The organism is Acetobacteroides hydrogenigenes (genome assembly GCF_004340205.1).
GTDB lineage: Bacteria > Bacteroidota > Bacteroidia > Bacteroidales > ZOR0009 > Acetobacteroides > Acetobacteroides hydrogenigenes.
Window position 1 is genome coordinate 195,019 of record NZ_SLWB01000003.1, and the last position, 14,978, is coordinate 209,996.

15 protein-coding genes are annotated in these 14,978 nt (G+C 45.6%); 8 read left to right on the plus strand and 7 right to left on the minus strand.

Going from position 1 to position 14,978, the window contains the following annotated elements; all coding sequences use genetic code 11:
• Positions 1 to 136 precede the first annotated feature (136 nt).
• The 4 genes from CLV25_RS04905 to CLV25_RS04920 all read right to left on the minus strand — a co-directional run bounded on the left by CLV25_RS04905 (position 137) and on the right by CLV25_RS04920 (position 4,337).
• The gene (locus CLV25_RS04905) at positions 137 to 1,369 is read right to left on the minus strand and encodes an aminotransferase-like domain-containing protein (RefSeq protein WP_131838520.1); all 1,233 of its coding nucleotides are present in this window, start codon (positions 1,367 to 1,369) and stop codon (positions 137 to 139) included.
• A 270-nt stretch (positions 1,370 to 1,639) separates the two neighbouring features.
• The gene (locus CLV25_RS04910; RefSeq protein WP_131838521.1) at positions 1,640 to 2,368 is read right to left on the minus strand and encodes a tetratricopeptide repeat protein; all 729 of its coding nucleotides are present in this window, start codon (positions 2,366 to 2,368) and stop codon (positions 1,640 to 1,642) included.
• A 178-nt stretch (positions 2,369 to 2,546) separates the two neighbouring features.
• The gene (gene recR / locus CLV25_RS04915) at positions 2,547 to 3,179 is read right to left on the minus strand and encodes a recombination mediator RecR (RefSeq protein WP_131838522.1); all 633 of its coding nucleotides are present in this window, start codon (positions 3,177 to 3,179) and stop codon (positions 2,547 to 2,549) included.
• Between the two features lie 87 nt (positions 3,180 to 3,266).
• Positions 3,267 to 4,337: an SEL1-like repeat protein gene (locus tag CLV25_RS04920; RefSeq protein ID WP_165876986.1), complete on the minus strand. Its 1,071-nt coding sequence runs from the start codon at positions 4,335 to 4,337 to the stop codon at positions 3,267 to 3,269.
• 207 nt (positions 4,338 to 4,544) lie between these two features.
• Here CLV25_RS04920 and CLV25_RS04925 point away from each other — a divergent pair, with 207 nt between their 5' ends.
• The 4 genes from CLV25_RS04925 to CLV25_RS04940 all read left to right on the plus strand — a co-directional run bounded on the left by CLV25_RS04925 (position 4,545) and on the right by CLV25_RS04940 (position 7,934).
• The gene (locus tag CLV25_RS04925; protein WP_131838524.1) at positions 4,545 to 6,002 is read left to right on the plus strand and encodes a sodium:solute symporter; all 1,458 of its coding nucleotides are present in this window, start codon (positions 4,545 to 4,547) and stop codon (positions 6,000 to 6,002) included.
• A gap of 499 nt (positions 6,003 to 6,501) precedes the next feature.
• On the plus strand, positions 6,502 to 7,260 hold the full coding sequence (locus CLV25_RS04930; protein ID WP_131838525.1) for a DUF6261 family protein: 759 nt from the start codon (positions 6,502 to 6,504) through the stop codon (positions 7,258 to 7,260).
• 26 nt (positions 7,261 to 7,286) lie between these two features.
• A complete protein-coding gene (locus tag CLV25_RS04935) occupies positions 7,287 to 7,577 on the plus strand; it encodes a DUF2752 domain-containing protein (protein WP_131838526.1) in 291 nt (96 codons plus the stop codon).
• A gap of 15 nt (positions 7,578 to 7,592) precedes the next feature.
• The gene (locus tag CLV25_RS04940) at positions 7,593 to 7,934 is read left to right on the plus strand and encodes a CCC motif membrane protein (protein WP_131838527.1); all 342 of its coding nucleotides are present in this window, start codon (positions 7,593 to 7,595) and stop codon (positions 7,932 to 7,934) included.
• 53 nt (positions 7,935 to 7,987) lie between these two features.
• Here the strand turns inward: CLV25_RS04940 and CLV25_RS04945 are convergent, their stop codons facing one another.
• Positions 7,988 to 8,461: a cytidine deaminase gene (locus CLV25_RS04945; RefSeq protein ID WP_131838528.1), complete on the minus strand. Its 474-nt coding sequence runs from the start codon at positions 8,459 to 8,461 to the stop codon at positions 7,988 to 7,990.
• 102 nt (positions 8,462 to 8,563) lie between these two features.
• On the opposite strand from CLV25_RS04945, the gene CLV25_RS04950 reads away from it, so the two are divergent.
• Both CLV25_RS04950 and CLV25_RS04955 read left to right on the plus strand, forming a co-directional pair.
• Positions 8,564 to 9,556, plus strand: a complete 993-nt coding sequence (locus CLV25_RS04950) for a glucosaminidase domain-containing protein (RefSeq protein ID WP_131838529.1) — start codon at positions 8,564 to 8,566, stop codon at positions 9,554 to 9,556.
• A gap of 114 nt (positions 9,557 to 9,670) precedes the next feature.
• On the plus strand, positions 9,671 to 9,997 hold the full coding sequence (locus tag CLV25_RS04955) for a DUF202 domain-containing protein (RefSeq protein WP_131838530.1): 327 nt from the start codon (positions 9,671 to 9,673) through the stop codon (positions 9,995 to 9,997).
• 67 nt (positions 9,998 to 10,064) lie between these two features.
• Here CLV25_RS04955 and CLV25_RS04960 read toward each other — a convergent pair whose 3' ends face one another.
• Both CLV25_RS04960 and CLV25_RS04965 read right to left on the minus strand, forming a co-directional pair.
• On the minus strand, positions 10,065 to 11,156 hold the full coding sequence (locus tag CLV25_RS04960; protein WP_131838531.1) for a DUF4831 family protein: 1,092 nt from the start codon (positions 11,154 to 11,156) through the stop codon (positions 10,065 to 10,067).
• 74 nt (positions 11,157 to 11,230) lie between these two features.
• Positions 11,231 to 12,760 (minus strand): NAD(P)H-hydrate dehydratase, encoded by a 1,530-nt coding sequence (locus CLV25_RS04965; protein ID WP_165876987.1) that lies wholly within the window; start codon positions 12,758 to 12,760, stop codon positions 11,231 to 11,233.
• A 355-nt stretch (positions 12,761 to 13,115) separates the two neighbouring features.
• On the opposite strand from CLV25_RS04965, the gene CLV25_RS04970 reads away from it, so the two are divergent.
• Together CLV25_RS04970 and CLV25_RS04975 are read left to right on the plus strand one after the other, a co-directional pair.
• Positions 13,116 to 14,690: a peptide MFS transporter gene (locus CLV25_RS04970; RefSeq protein WP_131838533.1), complete on the plus strand. Its 1,575-nt coding sequence runs from the start codon at positions 13,116 to 13,118 to the stop codon at positions 14,688 to 14,690.
• Positions 14,691 to 14,757: 67 nt separating this feature from the next.
• On the plus strand, positions 14,758 to 14,973 hold the full coding sequence (locus tag CLV25_RS04975) for an RNA-binding S4 domain-containing protein (protein ID WP_131838534.1): 216 nt from the start codon (positions 14,758 to 14,760) through the stop codon (positions 14,971 to 14,973).
• Positions 14,974 to 14,978: the final 5 nt, after the last annotated feature.

The window sequence follows — 14,978 nt, forward strand, 5'->3', positions numbered from 1 at the left end:
CAATTATGCATAACATAAGGGATTTTGAGGTGGCTGTTGATCGACAAAACTAAAAGGAGGAGCTTTTTTGGAAACTCCCCCTTTCGATTTGCGTGTAGTAGTCTATATAGTGATAAAATGTCCGAAGAAATGTGGTTTAGAAAGTCGGGGTGGTCTTTTTTGCTGTTATTTCTAAGGCAATTGCCTTGGCTAGTCGCTTGATTCCTTCTTCGTTCTTTTCAAGGTTCATAAACGAGAAGTTAAGGCGCATGGTGTTTTTCCCTTCTCCATTGCAGTAGAAAGATGTGCCCGGGACGAAGGCTACCTTTTGCTCTATGGCTGTTTGGAAGAATTCGGAGGCATCGATGTATTCGGGCAGGGTTAGGAATAGGAAAAGCCCTCCGTCAGGGGTTGTCCATGTAACATCCTTGGGCATATATTCCTGTAGGCATTTGATGAAATGCTCTTGCTTTTGCTTGTAAGCACTGGTAACTACAGCAATGTTCTTGTCTAGATATCCTTTCTCGATAAATCGGGCGGATATTCGTTGAACAAAGGCTGGTGTACAGAGGTCGGTTGCTTGCTTGGCAACTACAAACTTGTCTATGATTTCTTCGTTTGCGACAACCCAGCCAATACGGAATCCAGGAACGAATACCTTCGAGAATGTTCCTAGTTGGATTACTCTTCCTGAACGATCAAGCTCCAGCATTGTTTTTTGAGGAATGCCTGCAAATCGAACCTCGCGGTAGGGGGCGTCTTCCAAAATAATGATGTTGTACTTTTCGGCAATGGCAATAATTTCTATTCTACGCCATTCGGGCATAGAAATGCCGGTTGGGTTTTGGAAATCGGGAATGGTGTAGATAAACTTTGGATGGATTCCCTTTTCTCTCAACTCCAATATTTTTGCTTCCAACAAATCGCTGCGCATCCCATGTTCGTCGAGGGAAACACCTTCGATGTTGGCTCCATAAGAAACGAAGGCGCTTAAAGCTCCAAGGTACGAAGGTAGCCCGCAAATTACGGTGTCGTTAGGGTTGATGAAGATTTTTGCGGAGAGATCAAGCCCTTGTTGAGAAGCCGTTGTAATAATTAAGTTCTTCTCTTGAATGTTGACACCTTGCTTTTGGTAGCGCTCAACGAGTAGCTTACGAAGGAGCGGGTCGCCCTCGGTTGTGCCGTACTGTAGGGCAAGGGTACCTTCATTTTTTAGTACTTCAGCAGTTACTTCTGCCAACTCTGTTGTAGGGAATAGAGTTGGATCGGGGAGCCCTCCCGCAAAAGATATGATTTCGGGGCGTTGGGTTAACTTGAGAATTTCCCTTATCGCCGAACGCTTCATTCCTTTAATATTGTGAGAAAAGAAGCTTTCCAGTTCGTTTACCATAATCGCTGTATTTTGATCCTCAACAATCGAACTCTACTTTTTAAACGAGATAGATGGCTGAAGTGTTATTGTATAACTAAAATCAATCGCAATATTAAAAAACGTAATCTGAAAAGCAATAAGATTGATAAATTATTTTTAAAATTATTTATTTGCATTAAAAGTGTAATAATGGAATAGGTGAGTGCTATTACGGTGTAAGTAATGATTCTATAAATAAAAAGGAGTGGTTTCCCACTCCTTTTTTATTTATAGGCGTTACATTTTATTCTACTTAGCACATTCTACTCCATACTGTATGCAACCATTTCTGTTGCCCAACTTGCAGGCTCGCTGAAAATCGGCGCATCCATTACGCTTGTCTTTTGCCTTAAGGTAGGCCATTCCTCGACTGAAGTATGATTCCGGATTAGATGAGTTTATGGTAATTGCCATTGAGTAGCTATCAAGGGCATCGCTGTATTCCCTGAGCTGGTATTGGGCATAGCCTAGGTTTATATAGGCGCTTTCATTCTTATCGTTTAGCGAGATCGCTTTTCGTGCATCTGCTTTAGCATTCTCTAAATCGTCAAGTTGGTTTCTCATCGAAGAGATGTTGCTATAAATTGCCGATTTTAATGAATCGGAGGCCAGAGGTAGCGCTTTTTCGAATTCTTTAATGGCCAAGTCGTATTGGTATCGTAATCCGCACACTTTGCCACTTATGACTAGCAGGTTCGGATTTTTGGGATCTGTCTTGATTGCATTGTCAACTAAAGCCTGTACTTCTTTAAGCCTGTCGAGATGTGTATAGGCAACAACAACTCCCGAAAGCGCATCTTCGTTTGCTGGGGATGTTGAAAGAATTCCCGAAAAGGATTTTAGCGCATCGGTGTACTGCTTAGCGTTTAGCTGTTTATTCCCAATTTCTAGCATTGCTTTTATATCCGTAGGCTGTTGGCCAAATGCGGCTATTGCTACGAATATGAAAAACGAAATTGTAGCTAGGAGCTGTTTCATATTTCCGTTTTTAAGTGGAGTTGCTGTGTTATTACTTCTAATTATCAGATGATAGCTGCCTTTAGTAGGCTGAAATTCTATCTCTAAGGTTCGACTAATATAGCTAAAATAGCGATTCCTACTAATGATTGATAGAGCATGCTAAGATTTGTGCCGAGCATTAACTTCTATTTGAGGATTAATGGTTATCGCCAAAGGTTTTCTCGAAGGGCATTCTATTTTTAATGGAACGGCCAAGCGTTATCTCGTCGGTGTATTCGAGCTCATCGCCAAAGCCAACTCCCCTGGCAATAGTAGATATGCTTATTGGGAAATCTTTTATTTTTCGGTAGATGTAAAAGTTGGTTGTTTCGCCTTCCATGTTGGTGCTAAGGGCGAGTATGACCTCCTTGATTTCGCCTGAGCCAATGCGCTCAATTAGGCTGGAGATGGTTAAATCGGCAGGACCAATGCCATCCATTGGCGAAATAAGCCCTCCAAGAACATGGTATAGCCCGTTGAACTGATGCGTGTGCTCGATCGACATCACATCGCGAATGTTCTCAACGACGCAGATTATTCCGTTGTCTCTCGATGTATTCGAGCAAATGTCGCAGGTTTCGTTATCCGAAATGTTGTGGCATACCTTGCACCTTTTTACCTCGTTCTTTAGGGTGATAAAGGAGGTTCCGAATTGCTCGACCTCCTCGTTCGACCATTTAATCATGTGAAGCACCAGGCGTAGGGCCGTCTTTTTGCCGATGCCGGGCAGCTTGGCTAGCTCGTTTATTGCGTTTTCTAGTAGTCTAGAAGGGTATTCTTGGCTATTCATGCATTCATTTTATAGAGCAAATGTACATTTTTATGCTATAACGATTGATGCTGCTGCTCGTATAAAATGCGTCCTTATTCTCAACGGCTATTTTTTCGCCGTATCTTTTAGGGCATCAATAGCGGGTTGATAGCCATTGCCGGCAGCTTTTTCGAGCCAGCTTTTCCCCTTTTCGGTGTTGGATTCTACCCCTTTCCCGTTCAGTAGAAGCATGCCAAGGCTGTACTGGGCTCCTACATGACCATGTTCGGCGGCTCTGGTGTACCAATCCTCGGCTTGACGTATGTCTTTGGGGAATACAGATCCTTTTTCGAGCAGCTGTCCGATATAGAATTCAGCCTCGGGGTAGCTGTTGGCTCCAGCCTTTAGCAGCCAGGTCGTTCCTGTGCGGTTGTCCTTTACTTCGTTAAGGTATTGCAGGGCAAGCTCGAACTGCGCTTTGGGATAGTCGAGGTTGGCTGCCATGGTAAGGTAGTCGATTGCCATTTTCTTATCCTTCGCTACGCCATCTCCTTTTTGGTACATTTGGCTAAGCCAAAGGTATGCCTCAGGATTCTTGCTATTCCCAGCGCTGGTAAATAGCTCTAGGGCCTTAAGGTTGTCCGGAGTGACGCCTAGTCCTTTAAGGTAAAGTTCTCCGAGGGCAACCTGCGCATCGGAGTTGCCGCCCCCAACCGATAGCTGCAGGTATTCGGCTGCCTTGGCGTAATCTTTTGCCACTCCATCGCCATTCTTAAGCATGCAGCCGTACAAGTACTGCGCATCGGTGTTGCCTTGCTGGGCAGAGCGAAGTATCCATTCTGAAGCTTTCTCTGCACTCTTCTTCACCACTATTCCTTCGTAGTACATGAGCCCAACCTGAAGCTGCCCTTGGCTGTTGAAGCGGCTTGCCGCCTGCATGTACCATTCGAACGCCTTGTTGTAGTCTTTGGCGACGCCGTAGCCGTTGAAGTACATGGTGCCTAAGTACAGGTCGCCGTTCGACTCGCCATCGTCCGAGGCTCTTTTAAAGTACTCGAAGGCGGTGGTGTAGTCCTTTTTTACGTACTTCCGGAGGCCTTCGCGGAAGTTCAGCGTGGCGTTGCTTGGTTTTTGGGCGAAGAGGGACAGTGAAGCGGCTATAAATGCCAGCAGTATGGTGGCGCTTTTGATTTTCATTCTACCTTTTGTTAGCTGTTTTGGATATAACGTCAAAAGTAGTAAAATGATTGTGGGCAATTTCTCAGGCCTCGGCATTTCGTATTCTTTAGGGGAATCCTTAATGGATAGCTAAGGGTGGGGGCTTGCGCCTAGCCATTATGGGCGGGTGTTTGCTTGGTTGTTGTTCTTTCTTTTGTTAAACTTGTTGCCCTAAATTCAGATAAAATGTCACCACTGTTTATTGCGCTAATTATTGCTATCTACTTTGCAGGGCTGGTGCTGATTTCGTACCTCACAACGCGTAAAGTTGACTCGCTAAGCTTTTTCAACGGAAACCGAAAATCGCCTTGGTATATTGTTGCCATAGGGATGATCGGTACATCTATCTCGGGGGTAACCTTTATTTCGGTGCCCGGTTGGGTAATGACCAGCCAGTTCTCCTACCTTCAAATGGTGCTGGGGTATCTGCTGGGCTACTTTGTGATTGCCAATGTGCTACTGCCGCTCTACTACCGGCTCAACCTTACCTCCATATACACCTACCTGCAGCAGCGGTTTGGCTTTTGGTCGTACAAAACGGGGGCTTCTTTCTTCTTGCTCAGCAAGCTGCTGGGGGCTTCGGTTCGTCTCTTCCTTGTGTCGATGGTGCTGCAAACGCTGGTTTTCGACCCTCTTGGCGTTCCGTTTTGGGCCACCGTTGCCGGAACCATTGGGCTGATTTACATCTACACGTTTAAGGGCGGCATTAAAACGATCATTTGGACAGATTTGGCGCAAACCGTGGCCATGATTTCGGGGATGGTGCTTGCGCTGTTCCTTATTAAGGATGCGATGAGTTTCTCGTTTTCCGAGATGGTGTCGACCGTTGCCAACAGCAAGCTCTCGCGCGTGTGGTTTTTCGACGATCCCAACTCGGAGCTCTACTTCTGGAAGCAGTTTCTTGGTGGCGCATTTACCACCATCGTTATGACGGGGCTCGACCAGGACATGATGCAGAAGAACCTCTCGTGCCGCAGCCTGAAGGATGCCAAGAAGAATATGTACACCTACGGCTTCATGTTCCTTCCGATAAACCTGCTCTTCCTTTCGTTGGGCGCGCTTTTAGGAATTTTTGCCATGACGCATGGCGTTGCCATACCCGACAAAACCGATACGCTTTTCCCCATGCTGGCAACCGGAGGCTACTTCCACGCCTCGCTCGGCATTGTGTTTATTATTGGGATTATTGCGGCCGCCTACTCGAGCGCCGACTCGGCCCTTGCCGCGCTCACCACCTCGTTTACGCTGGACATCCTCGAATCGAACCGCCACAGCGCCGAACGGATGAAGCGAACCCGATCGATCGTGCACCTCTGCATGTCGGTTGCGGTTATCGTCGTGATTTTGCTCTTTAAGATGCTCAACAACGACGCGGTGGTTAAGGCGGTATTCGTTATCGCCGGATACACCTACGGTCCGCTGCTGGGGCTTTACGCCTTTGGGCTCTTTACCAAGTACCCGGTTCGCGATCGAATCGTTCCCTATATTGCCGTCGCCGCACCCGTTATCTGCTATATCCTTAGCGCCAACTCTACGGTTTGGTTCAACGGCTACAAGTTCGGCTTCGAGCTGCTGATTATTAACGGGGCGATTGTCTTCGTCGGGTTGCTGGTTACCAGCATCGGGCTTACCAAGCGCGGATAAACGACGCTGCGGCACGATCGTTTCCTCCGATGTCGCCGCCCAATAGGGCAACCTCAAGCTGAGGTTGCCCTATTTTTTTTAGGGAGCGTCTTCCCTCAAGCTGAGGTTCTATGGTTTCTCATCATCAGCCTAAAACCTCAAGTTGAGGGTAAACGATTTTTCATCATCAGCCCAAAACCTCAAGCTGAGGGTAGGTGATTTTCCATCATCAGCCTAAAACCTCAAGTTGAGGGTAGATGTTTTTCCGTCATCAACCCAAAACCTCAAGCTGAGGGTGAACGATTTTTCGTCATCAGCCTAAAACCTCAAGCTGAGGGTGAACGATTTTTCGTCATCAGCCTAAAACCTCAAGCTGAGGGTAGATGATTTTTCATCATCAACCTAAAACCTCAAGCTGAGGGTAGACGCCCGTTTCTAGCTTATTTAGCTTCACCTCTTGCAAACGTTAATGTTTTTGATTTTATTTAACAAATAAATCCTTTCAAGCCACGATGTACGCATGAAAACGAAATCAATCCATTTTGCGGCCCTTCAAGTTGGAGAGGTATTCAGCTTCATCCTGCAGGTTGTCGCCATTTTTCGCTCGAGCGATAGCCTTAACGCTAGGCTGCACGAGCGGGTAGAGGGGCTTTCGAAGACCATTGTTGAGATGGAGGGGGTTATTTCGAGGGCCTCCTTTGCCGTCGAAGGTAAGAAAAGGAAGGCGACGGATTCGAAGCGCGATAGCGAATACCTCTGCTTTAAAAGCTTTATAGAGGCGTTTATCCATAGCACCAACCCGGCCATCAACGAGGCGGCCAACCTCATCTTTGCAACGCTTAAGGAAGCCGGAAGCGTGCAGCGCTTGAAGCTCGACAAGGAAACCTCGGCGATATACGGGCTGAATAGCCTATTCTCCACCAACGAGCGGTACATCGCAGCGCTGAAAACGCTCAACGGCCGCTCGCAGTGGGATGTGGTAATGGCCGCACAGCTGGAGTTCGAGGAGGAGTCTAAAATGCTAGGTGCGGTAAAGGTTAAGGAGGCGGAGCCGCTTTCGGCCTACAAGCTATCGGTGGTGGCCCGCAGGCAGTGCGCCGACATCCTGGAGATGCTCAACGCGCTCAACCTGGTAGATCCACGTCCCGAATACGACGAGCTGGTTGCCAGGGTAAACCTCGAGATTGATACCGTGATGCAGCAGGTGCGCACGCGCAAGACCCTTGCGGCTAAGGCCAAGAAGAAAGCGGAGGGCGATGCCGAAGAAAAGGAGAGCTAATTTAAGGTTGTAAAAAAACGTCGGTCATGCTACTACGTCTTGCAAGCTGGCTTCAGCAGCATCTATTCCCCTGCGTCTTTAAGCAGTGCTTTGGCGTCGATTGCCCAACCTGCGGCATGCAGCGGGCTTTTATAGAGTTGCTGAAGGGGGATATGTCGGCCAGCCTTGGCTACCATTGGGCCTTAATCCCAACGCTTTTGCTCTTCGCATTCCTAGTTCTGCACCTAATCTTTCCGCTAAAATATGGAACGGTGGTCATCAAGGCCCTATTTGCGATTGATGTTGCCACCATCGTACTGAACTATATCTTCAACTAAAATTTGCAATAACCTATGGAAGAGATTCGCTTTCAACAACCGCTCCCAAACGCCAACCTGGTGCTTACGCTTGCGGTTCTATCGCTGGTAACCTGCTGCTGTTTTGGGCTTACCGGTTTTGTTCTTGCCGCCATAGCCCTTGTGCTGGCCAATAAGGATCTTAGGCTGTACACCGAGAATCCCGGCAACTATTTTGCCAGCTCCTACAGCAACCTGTCAACCGGGCGCGTATTGGCGGTGATTTCCCTTATTCTGAACTCGGGCGTGATCGTGATGATGATCCTAAAGATTTTCTTTGCAATACTGTTCCCGTTTGGATTCCTAAACGGCTGGTTCGATCAGATAGGCTGCTGGTAGAGGTGATCGTATAAAATGGGAGCCTAGCGGTTTTCCGGCTAGGCTCCTATGCCTTATTTTTCGAAGATGAAGTGGAGTGGGAGTAGGCTTGCGGTTGATGGAACCTCCACAATTTGGCTGGCGCCGTAGCATATAACCCTTATCGGTTTACCGTTGCGCTGTTCGCTCTCGAGCAGCACCTGTCGGCACGAGCCGCATGGGAATACTGGCTTACGGTTAGGCACTTTGGCCGTGGCCGAGGTGATTGCAATAGCCGCGATCGCTTTGTCAGGATAGTTCGCTTGGGCGTAGAACATTGCGGTACGCTCGGCGCATAAGCCCGATGGGTAGGCCGCATTTTCCTGGTTGTTTCCGCTAATCATTGTTCCATCTTCAAAAAGGATTGCCGCTCCAACCTGAAAGTTTGAGTATGCCGCGTAGGCCTTTCCTTGGGCTTCGAGAGCACAGTATACCAGCTTTTTGTCGGTTTCAGGTAAATCATCTAGCGATGAATACTCCTTATAGGTAAAGGTGTACGTTTTTTCCATTTGGACTATTTATAGTTGGTTTAATTTTGCATTCCGATTTGTAAAAGTAACCCTTTGAAATTACTTTAGCACCAACAAACCCCATTTTTTATAATGACAAGTATGCGACCATTAGCGTTTGGAGCTATTTTCCTCTTGCTAACTACCGTTGGCTTTGCCCAGCGAATAACTAAAGAACAGTATATAGAAAAGTATAAGGGTATAGCCATCGAGCAAATGAAGAAGAATGGCGTTCCGGCGTCAATCATTATGGCTCAGGCTCTCATCGAATCGGCCAACGGGAATGGTCGCCTTGCCGTAGAGGCAAACAACCATTTCGGGATAAAGTGCCACAAGGACTGGAAAGGCCCAACCATTCATCACGACGACGATGCTCCGCAGGAATGCTTCAGAAAGTACGATGATGTACGCCAGTCGTTCGAAGATCATTCAACGTACCTGCTCTCCAATAAGCGCTATGCATTTCTTTTCGAGCTCTCGGCTACCGACTACAAGTCGTGGGCATACGGGCTAAAAAAGGCTGGCTATGCTACCAATCCTCGCTATGCCGAAATCCTAATAAAGCAAATAGAGGATAATCAGCTGTACTTGCTAGACCAAGGCGTTGATATCACCTTCGCAAGCAAGCCTAGCGTTACTACAAATTCTAAGAAGAGGGGCGGCTCTAAGGCTTCTCGCGATGAGGGGTTTGTTGTAGATATCTACAACAGGCATAGCACATCGGAGTGTAATGGCGTTAAGTTTGTGGTTGCAAAAGATGGCGATTCTATTGATAAGCTGGCCGACCAGTATGGGCTAATGCGCTGGCAGCTCTATAAGTATAACGAGCTAACAGCAGATTCGGTAATTCGTTCGGGACAGCGCGTTTACGTTCAACCAAAAAGGAATAGGGCCTCCAAAGGCAACGAATTCTATACGGTTAAGGAAGGCGATACCATGTATCAAATTGCACAGAGCTACGGTATAAAGCTTAAGGCTCTTTACAAAAAGAATGAGATGAAGCCGGGCGAAGAGCCTGCTGTGGGCCAAAAGATTTACCTGCGCAGCTTTAAATCGGGCAAAAGTTGGCTCGAACGCCTTTTTAGTGGCAACTAGCCACCCCAAATAGCACATGAATCCTTGTGGAGCATCTTTCTCTACAAGGATTTTTTTGTTGAAAAAACAATTGATGCCCTTAGGCGTTTTTATTGTATTCAAAAAAGGAAGCCAATGAGGATAAAGATAGAAGAGGATGTTCTAGAGGAGCTGAACCTAAATGATGCGTTAGCCGTTGAGCGGACTAACTTGGCTGTTGAAAGAACTTTTTTGGCCTATTTCCGTACTTCTGTCGTATTCGCCAGTGCTGGTTTTACCATTATTAGGGTTGCTGCACTTGAGCAGATAGAGGAACTAGGGTTGCTGCTTCTTTGGGTTGCCCCGTTAATCTTAGTGGTTGGCATTTGGCGCTATATAGCTGTTTACCGAAAGGTTCGAAAGCAATATTTTCGATTGGTGGAGAGGATCCGAAAGGCAAAGCACAAGGGGGGAAATCTGTAAATCGTAAGAAAAGGCCTGACTCCAATAAAGTCAGGCCTTTCTTCTTTATGCTATAGCTACGTATTCCTTACTTTTTTCCTGTTTGAGGGAATAGTATTGGCATACGAACAACCTTGCCTGCTTGCGATACGGCGGCTTTCGATGAAAATAGGGTCTCCTTCCCATCAATAACTTTTACGGAACAAACTTCGGGATAGCGAGCCATTATTACGGCTTCTTTGCCCTTGTCATTTACATTGCTAGGTAGCTGCTGAATGGCGTTTAGAGGGGTAACCTCTACCATTACAGGCTTGCCCGATAGGTCGTTGTCGGCAACAACCCCTTTACTCTCAGAAAAACGGAATAGGATGGCCGATGATTTGCTGCTTCCGTTTTTAGGCGTATAGTCGAAGGTGTAGGATAACGAGTCTACGTAGGTTTTACCGATAAACAGCGATAAGTACTCCTTTTCGAGGCGGTTAATCTCGTTGAGGGCAACCTTTAACGCTTCGCCATTATTAAATACGTTGTCGATATCCCCTGATATTAGATCGACTCTGCGCTTGCGTAGGTTAAAGATGAAGTTTGCCGCATCCGAAGCTCTTGTTTCTGGGCTTTTCTCGACCAGCATGCTTTTTTGTACGGGAACCTTTACGAATGCGGTGTCCATTTTTACATCCGAAAAGAAGGTTGCCTTTTCCTTGTATATCGAGGGATCGGAACCTAAATCGGTAAACGGAGGCGCAATTTTAATCTCTTTCGAAGGAATTGGCTGTGCAGGTGTTTGGGCTACAAACGCTGTTGGGATAATTAGCCCTTGGTTGGTAAGCTCAAGAAACGACATGTCGGTGCCTGGTGCTACCTCTGCAACGTATAGGTTTTGTGAGTCGGCTTCTTCTCTGGTTTCGCCGCTGATGCTTAGTAGGCGGTAGTACTCCTTATCCGACTGCTCGGCATCGGTAATCCCCAAGTACTTTTGAGCAAACTGTGCGTACGGACCGCTTTTGAAGGATAGATGGGCAGCCTTCACCTTAAAGTTAAGCGTTGTGATTGGCAGCGAATATACGTAGCTGCCGGCTTTAATTCCATCCGATATTGGGTATGAATTCACGATTTTCTGCCCCATTCCTATTGTCGCTCCCAATAGTAAGGCTGTTGTTAAGCAATATCTTTTCGTCATAACGCTTTGTTTTAAATGATCGACAGTCCCATTGCTGTTATGCTAGGACTTTCGTTGAGTTTGGCTTTACAAACTTACAAATTTCTGATTTCCCAAAGGAATTTAAATGCTCTTCCAATACTGTCTACAATACTAGAAGCAATAAGAGCCTCTTGGCTTTCTTCTTTTGCGGCTATATCGCCTGCTAATCCGTGAAGATGTACTCCAAGAATGGATGCTTCTTCTGGAGAATACCCTTGTCCAAGTAAGCTTAGGATGATTCCCGTAAGAACGTCGCCGCTTCCTGCTGTTGCCATTCCTGGGTTACCAACAGAGGCAAACCAAAGGCGACCATCTGGCGATGCTACTATAGTGTGAGCCCCTTTAAGTACAATGTAGGCACTATGCTCTTTGGCAAACTGGTATAGCCGCTCTATTTTCTCAATGTCGTTATTCCAACTCCCCGCGAGGCGCTCAAATTCCTTAGGATGAGGGGTAAGGATGGCAAACTTAGGAAGAGTCTTAAGCAACTCCTTGTTGTAGGCTAAGATGTTCAGCCCATCAGCATCTATAACCATTGGCATTCTACGCGCGTCGGTGAGCAGCTGAGCCAACGTGGCTATAGTTGTTGTGTTGGTTCCTAAGCCAGGTCCAACCCCTATTGCATCATAATTTGTAATGCTGGAGTATTGTGTGAAACACTCAGTGTTGCTGTCCTGATCTATCATAACTTCAGGAACAGCAATATTTAAAGCAGTTTGTAGCCCAGCTGGAATATGCGTCGTAAGCAGTCCTGCTCCAGTTTTCATGCACGCTTTTGATGATAGGATAGCGGCTCCAAGCATCTTTTGAGATCCTGCAATTAGGTAACAGTGCCCGAAGGTTCCTTTATGGGCAAACTTGCGCCTTTTGTAGAGCATCTTAGATGCCATTTCGTTTGTTATAAAGTGCATGTTACTGGGAAATCCTTCAAGAGCTTTTGGGTGAAGGCCTATGGGGACAATGCTTAGCTCTCCAACGTATTGCTCATTTTCAGGAAGAAGAAGGGCTAGTTTGGGGAGTTCTAAGGTTATCGTGTAATCAGCTCGGATGATAGCGTCGGGATCATTCGTCGAGTTATCTTCGGCCATAAGTCCAGATGGCAGATCTACCGATATAATTGTACAGCCACTATCGTTAATATACTCAACCATGTGCTTGTTAAAAGCATCAAGTGGTCGATTGACTCCCGAACCAAATAGGGTATCAATAATTACCGTTTCTGGAGTAACGTATGGTATAACAGCCTCCGGTTTCAGAGTCTCGATGGTAAGGTTTTCAGATGGAACAATACGCCCAAGATTAATGGCCGTATCGGAAGTAGTGCTTGGAGTAGTCTGAATGAAATAGATTTGGGTGCGGTATCCTTGTTGCGAAAGCATTCGAGCGATGGCCAACCCGTCGCCCCCGTTGTTGCCCGAACCTGCAAAAATGGAGAATTCTTGGTTAGACTCAGGGTATAGTTCCATAACCTTAGACGTAACGGCCATTGATGCTCTCTCCATTAAGTCTATGGATGCTATAGGTTCATTGGCAATAGTATACTGATCAATGGCCTTAACTAGTTCTGCAGGAAATATCTTCATAGTTATGGATTTTTGGCGTTGTTTTCTTGTGGAAGCAAAGATAGGTAACAGAAGGGAGTCTGGAAGCCGTTCGCAAAACGATTTGCTGCAATTTTTTACAGTTTGAGTGAACTTTGGGGTGGCAGATATTGGCGGTTTCGGGGGCATTCAATCCTAATGTCAGCTACGAAATGTAATGTTTTGTTGTGATTTAATGTTGGTTGTGTTTAAAACATCTAGAATCTACTTTGGAAATGAAATTATAGGATGAATAATTGTTTATAAATGGAAGCAGCTTACTTGTAAAAATAGGGTTTATTAATATCTTTGTCCAAGCTCATGTTAAAGTTAACACTAATTAAAAACAACAACCGATATGTTTAAAGGTCAACCGAAAGGGCTTATTGCAGCAGCCTTAGCCAACATGGGGGAGCGTTTTGGCTTCTACATCATGATGGCGATACTTACGCTGTTTATTTCCGCTAAGTTTGGCTTAGCAGAAACCACAACCGGATATATTTATTCGGCATTCTACGCTTCAATTTATTTGCTGGCTTTAGTTGGCGGTGTTATTGCCGACAAAACTAAAAACTACAAAGGCACAATTCTATTTGGGCTTATTCTAATGGCTGTCGGATATCTTTTAATTTCGATACCAACACCTACACCTGTTCCAAATTTTGGGTTATACCTAACCCTAACCTGTTTGGGACTTCTTGTTATTGCTTTAGGTAATGGCCTTTTCAAGGGAAATCTTCAAGCTCTTGTTGGTCAGATGTACGACAACAAAGAGTATAGCGATAAGAGAGACTTTGGCTTTCAGATTTTCTACATGTTCATCAACATCGGAGGTTTCTTTGCTCCATTTATTGCAATTGGTGTAAGAAACTGGTGGTTGAAGGTTAATAACTTTGACTACAATGCTAGCCTTCCAGAACTTTGCCATAAGTATCTTGCCGAAGGTAGCAACATGAACACTGAATCGCTTGCTCGCCTTCAGGATTATGCCAATGCTGCAGTTCTTGATAAAACTCCAGTAGCCGATCTTTCTGTTTTTGTTAACAGTTACCTTGATGTTTTCAACCGTGGTTTCCAGTATGCTTTCATGGCTGCTATCGTAGCAATGGTTATTTCGCTGGTAGTTTTCTTGGTGAATAAGAATAAATTCCCTGATCCTGCAAAGAAAGCTGTTGTGAAAGGTGGTGAGCATAAGATTACCAAAGAAGAGGTTCAAATGAGCGCGCATGAGATTAAACAGCGCATTTACGCTCTATTTGCCGTTTTCGGTGTGGTAATTTTCTTTTGGCTTTCGTTCCATCAAAATGGGTACTCGCTAACCTATTTTGCCCGCGACTATGTAGATTTGAGCGTTATCAATATTAACTTAGGATTTACAAGCATCAAAGGTGCAGAAATTTTCCAAAGCGTTAACCCATTCTTTGTGGTTACCCTGACCCCATTTATTATGTGGTTCTTCGGTACGTTGAAACGTAAGCGTATTGAGCCATCAACCCCAATGAAGATTGCTATCGGTATGGGTATTGCTGCTTTGGCATACATTTTCCTAATGATATTCTCGTTTGTACTACCTTCTAAAGAGGCTCTTAGCACTATGTCTGAGACTCAGATTAGTGCAATCCGAGTTACTCCTTGGATTATGGTTATCCTTTACTTTATCCTAACTGTAGCCGAACTATTTATTTCTCCACTTGGACTTTCTTTCGTTTCGAAGGTTGCTCCTCCACATCTTCAAGGTTTGATGCAGGGTGCTTGGTTGGCTGCTACAGCAGTAGGTAACTCTCTACTATTTATAGGAGGTATTCTTTACACATCCGTGCCTATTTGGGCTTGCTGGTTGGTATTTGTTGGGGCAACTGCTGCTTCGATGATTGTAATGCTTTCGATGGTAAAGTGGCTTGAGAGGGTTACTTTAAACTCATCAAAAGCGTAATCGAGTTACGGCTTATACTACAAAAAGGCTACCTTTGGGTGGCCTTTTCTTTTTATCTCGATTGAACATGAAGAAAATTGAATTTGCTCTCACCAAGGGCGATTACATACAGCTCAGCCAACTGATAAAGGCTGTAAATATTGCAGCAAATGGTGCCGAAGCCGGCGTTATGGTGGACGATGGTATTGTGAAACTGAACGGTGCTGTAGAAAGCCGTAAGCGCGCTAAAATTCGCGTCGGAGATGTGGTGGAGATATTAGATTATACTATTTACGTGGAGTAGGTATT

Excerpts from the sequence above, each read along its gene's own strand:
- CLV25_RS04905 (WP_131838520.1), bottom strand. The coding sequence starts at position 1,369 with ATGGTAAACGAACTGGAAAGCTTCTTTTCTCACAATATTAAAGGAATG.
- CLV25_RS04910 (WP_131838521.1), bottom strand. The coding sequence starts at position 2,368 with ATGAAACAGCTCCTAGCTACAATTTCGTTTTTCATATTCGTAGCAATA.
- recR (WP_131838522.1), bottom strand. The coding sequence starts at position 3,179 with ATGAATAGCCAAGAATACCCTTCTAGACTACTAGAAAACGCAATAAAC.
- CLV25_RS04920 (WP_165876986.1), bottom strand. The coding sequence starts at position 4,337 with ATGAAAATCAAAAGCGCCACCATACTGCTGGCATTTATAGCCGCTTCA.
- CLV25_RS04925 (WP_131838524.1), top strand. The coding sequence starts at position 4,545 with ATGTCACCACTGTTTATTGCGCTAATTATTGCTATCTACTTTGCAGGG.
- CLV25_RS04930 (WP_131838525.1), top strand. The coding sequence starts at position 6,502 with ATGAAAACGAAATCAATCCATTTTGCGGCCCTTCAAGTTGGAGAGGTA.
- CLV25_RS04935 (WP_131838526.1), top strand. The coding sequence starts at position 7,287 with ATGCTACTACGTCTTGCAAGCTGGCTTCAGCAGCATCTATTCCCCTGC.
- CLV25_RS04940 (WP_131838527.1), top strand. The coding sequence starts at position 7,593 with ATGGAAGAGATTCGCTTTCAACAACCGCTCCCAAACGCCAACCTGGTG.
- CLV25_RS04945 (WP_131838528.1), bottom strand. The coding sequence starts at position 8,461 with ATGGAAAAAACGTACACCTTTACCTATAAGGAGTATTCATCGCTAGAT.
- CLV25_RS04950 (WP_131838529.1), top strand. The coding sequence starts at position 8,564 with ATGCGACCATTAGCGTTTGGAGCTATTTTCCTCTTGCTAACTACCGTT.
- CLV25_RS04955 (WP_131838530.1), top strand. The coding sequence starts at position 9,671 with ATGAGGATAAAGATAGAAGAGGATGTTCTAGAGGAGCTGAACCTAAAT.
- CLV25_RS04960 (WP_131838531.1), bottom strand. The coding sequence starts at position 11,156 with ATGACGAAAAGATATTGCTTAACAACAGCCTTACTATTGGGAGCGACA.
- CLV25_RS04965 (WP_165876987.1), bottom strand. The coding sequence starts at position 12,760 with ATGAAGATATTTCCTGCAGAACTAGTTAAGGCCATTGATCAGTATACT.
- CLV25_RS04970 (WP_131838533.1), top strand. The coding sequence starts at position 13,116 with ATGTTTAAAGGTCAACCGAAAGGGCTTATTGCAGCAGCCTTAGCCAAC.
- CLV25_RS04975 (WP_131838534.1), top strand. The coding sequence starts at position 14,758 with ATGAAGAAAATTGAATTTGCTCTCACCAAGGGCGATTACATACAGCTC.